2 rRNA genes are annotated in these 3,622 nt (G+C 55.5%); both read right to left on the bottom strand.

The window, feature by feature from the left end:
- Positions 1-49: 49 nt before the first annotated feature.
- Positions 50-162, bottom strand: a 5S ribosomal RNA gene (rrf, locus tag ACJH5R_RS22835).
- 141 nt (positions 163-303) lie between these two features.
- Positions 304-3,423, bottom strand: a 23S ribosomal RNA gene (locus ACJH5R_RS22840).
- Positions 3,424-3,622: the final 199 nt, after the last annotated feature.

Consider the following 3,622-nt stretch of genomic DNA (forward strand, 5'->3'; position numbering starts at 1 on the left):
AAATGCCTGTGCCCCCCAATTTCTTGGGGGGCACAGGTCTTAATGTTGTGTTCGGCGGTGTCCTACTTTTCCACCCGTGTGGGCAGTATCATCGGCGCTGACAGGCTTAGCTTCCGGGTTCGGGATGGGACCGGGCGTTTCCCTGTCGCTATTTCCGCCGTAACTCTATTTTCTTTTTCCTTGCGGGGTGGACCTGTCCCGTTGGGGGGTCCACCGGTGTCACCACGTTTGTGTTTGGTGGTGGGGTGTGGGTCTTTAAGTATTTTGTGGTGTGGTTGCGGGCAACACGTGTTTGTTTCTTTGTGTTGTAAGTTTTCGGCCGGTTAGTGCCAGTTCCCTGCACACCTTGCGGTGCTTCTAGGTCTGGTCTATCGATCCCGTGGTCTGCGGGGGGCCTTATCCCTCTAAAAGGGTGAGAATCCTGGTCTTGGAGTAGGTTTCCCGCTTAGATGCTTTCAGCGGTTATCCTGTCCGAACGTAGCCATCCAGCCGTGCTCCTGGTGGAACAACTGGTATACCAGAGGTTCGTCCGTCCCGGTCCTCTCGTACTAGGGACAGGTTTCCTCAAGATTCTGACGCGCGCGGCGGATAGAGACCGAACTGTCTCACGACGTTCTAAACCCAGCTCGCGTGCCGCTTTAATGGGCGAACAGCCCAACCCTTGGGACCTGCTCCAGCCCCAGGATGCGACGAGCCGACATCGAGGTGCCAAACCATCCCGTCGATATGGACTCTTGGGGAAGATCAGCCTGTTATCCCCGGGGTACCTTTTATCCGTTGAGCGACACCCCTTCCACTCGGGGGTGCCGGATCACTAGTCCCGACTTTCGTCCCTGTTTGACGTGTCAGTCTTACAGTCAAGCTCCCTTGTGCACTTACACTCAACACCTGATTGCCGTCCAGGTTGAGGGAACCTTTGGGCGCCTCCGTTACATTTTAGGAGGCAACCGCCCCAGTTAAACTACCCACCAGGCACTGTCCCTGAACCAGCTTCATGGTTCGAAGTTAGAGGTCCAATACGATCAGAGTGGTATTTCAACAACGACTCCACCCACACTGGCGTGCGAGTTTCACAGTCTCCCACCTATCCTACACAAACCGCATCGAACATCAATACCAAGCTATAGTGAAGGTCCCGGGGTCTTTTCGTCCTGCCGCGCGTAACGAGCATCTTTACTCGTAATGCAATTTCGCCGAGTCTATGGTTGAGACAGTTGAGAAGTCGTTACGCCATTCGTGCAGGTCGGAACTTACCCGACAAGGAATTTCGCTACCTTAGGATGGTTATAGTTACCACCGCCGTTTACTGGGGCTTAAATTCTCAGCTTCACCCCGAAGGGTTAACCGGTCCTCTTAACCTTCCAGCACCGGGCAGGCGTCAGTCCGTATACATCGTCTTGCGACTTCGCACGGACCTGTGTTTTTAGTAAACAGTCGCTTCTCACTGGTTTCTGCGACCCCCTCCCGCTGCCGGCCGCGAAGGCCATGACGGTATGAGGGTCCCCCTTCTCCCGAAGTTACGGGGGTATTTTGCCGAGTTCCTTAACCATAGTTCACTCGTACGCCTTGGTATTCTCTACCTGACCACCTGTGTTGGTTTGGGGTACGGGCCGTGTATGTGCTCGCTAGAGGCTTTTCTTGGCAGCATAGGATCACCGAATTCGCCGCAAACGGCTATGCATCACCTCTCGGAATATATGCCAGACGGATTTGCCTATCTGACTTCCTACGGGCTTGCCCCAGTATTACCACTGACTGGTACGGCTACCTTCCTGCGTCACCCCATCGCTTGACTACTACCCACCCGGGTCCCACGCAGCCGGCAATCGTCGCACCCCGAAGGGATAGATCGACCACCATTTGGGTGGTTAGCAGAATGGATTCATCAGGGACGCCCACACACGGGTACGGGAATATCAACCCGTTGTCCATCGACTACGCCTGTCGGCCTCGCCTTAGGTCCCGACTCACCCTGGGAGGACTGGCCTGGCCCAGGAACCCTTGGTCTTTCGGCGGGCAAGGTTCTCACTTGCCTCATCGCTACTCATGCCTGCATTCTCACTCCCACACCCTCCACCACTAGATCACTCTGTGGCTTCACCGGATGCAGGACGCTCCCCTACCCAATACTTACGTATTGCCGCGGCTTCGGCGGTGTGCTTGAGCCCCGCTACATTATCGGCGCACAATCACTTGACCAGTGAGCTATTACGCACTCTTTCAAGGGTGGCTGCTTCTAAGCCAACCTCCTGGTTGTCTAAGCGACTGCACATCCTTTTCCACTTAGCACACGCTTTGGGGCCTTAGCCGGCGATCTGGGCTGTTTCCCTCTCGACGCACGGAGCTTATCCCCCGCCGTCTCACTGCCACGCTTACACTCACCGGCATTCGGAGTTTGGCTGACGTCAGTAACCTAGTAGGGCCCATCGGCCATCCAGTAGCTCTACCTCCGGTGAGAAACACGCAACGCTGCACCTAAATGCATTTCGGGGAGAACCAGCTATCACGGAGTTTGATTGGCCTTTCACCCCTACCCACAACTCATCCCCTCAGTCTTCAACCTAAGTGGGTTCGGGCCTCCACGCGGTCTTACCCGCGCTTCACCCTGGCCATGGGTAGATCACTCCGCTTCGGGTCCACAACACGCCACTACACCAACCCCAACGGATTGGATACGCCCTATTCAGACTCGCTTTCGCTGCGGCTACCCCACACGGGTTAACCTCGCGACGTGCCGGTGACTCGCAGGCTCATTCTTCAAAAGGCACGCCATCACCCCACTCAAAGAGAGGGCTCTGACGGATTGTAGGCACATGGTTTCAGGTACTATTTCACTCCCCTCCCGGGGTACTTTTCACCATTCCCTCACGGTACTAATCCGCTATCGGTCATCGAGTAGTATTCAGGCTTACCGGGTGGTCCCGGCAGATTCACAGCAGATTCCACGGGCCCGCTGCTACTCGGGAAACATCACAAGACAGGTATCGGGTTTTCACGTACCGGGCTCTCACCGTCTACGGCAGGCCATCCCAAGCCACTTCCGCTAACCACAACACTTTTTCACTGTCCTCCAGGCAGGTAGACCCAGACATGACACTCCCACAACCCCGCACACACAACCCCTACCCGGTATCACATGCATACGGTTTAGCCATCCTCCGCTTTCGCTCGCCACTACTCACGGAATCACATTTTGTTTTCTCTTCCTACGGGTACTGAGATGTTTCACTTCCCCGCGTTACCTCCCCACCGGCTATACATTCACCGGAGGGTGACACGACATCACTCGTGCCGGGTTTCCCCATTCGGACATCCTCGGATCCACGCTAGGTTGGCAGCTCCCCGAGGCATATCGCAGCCTCCTACGTCCTTCATCGGCTCTCGATGCCAAGGCATCCACCATGCGCCCTTAAACACTTACAAATCACAAAAACCAAGAAACAAAAATTGCAAAACAAACAAGACCAAAGCCTCGCTTGTTAGATGCTCGCAACCACTATCCACAAAACAAACACCACACCCCACCACCAAGATGGAGCGACAACACACCCACCCCCACAAAAGGGGCGAAAACCGGCCTGTTGCCTCAGGACCCAACAGTGTGCCCAGCATAAGCCGGCCA

This window comes from Mycobacterium sp. SMC-19, from assembly GCF_045310815.1.
Classification (GTDB): domain Bacteria; phylum Actinomycetota; class Actinomycetes; order Mycobacteriales; family Mycobacteriaceae; genus Mycobacterium.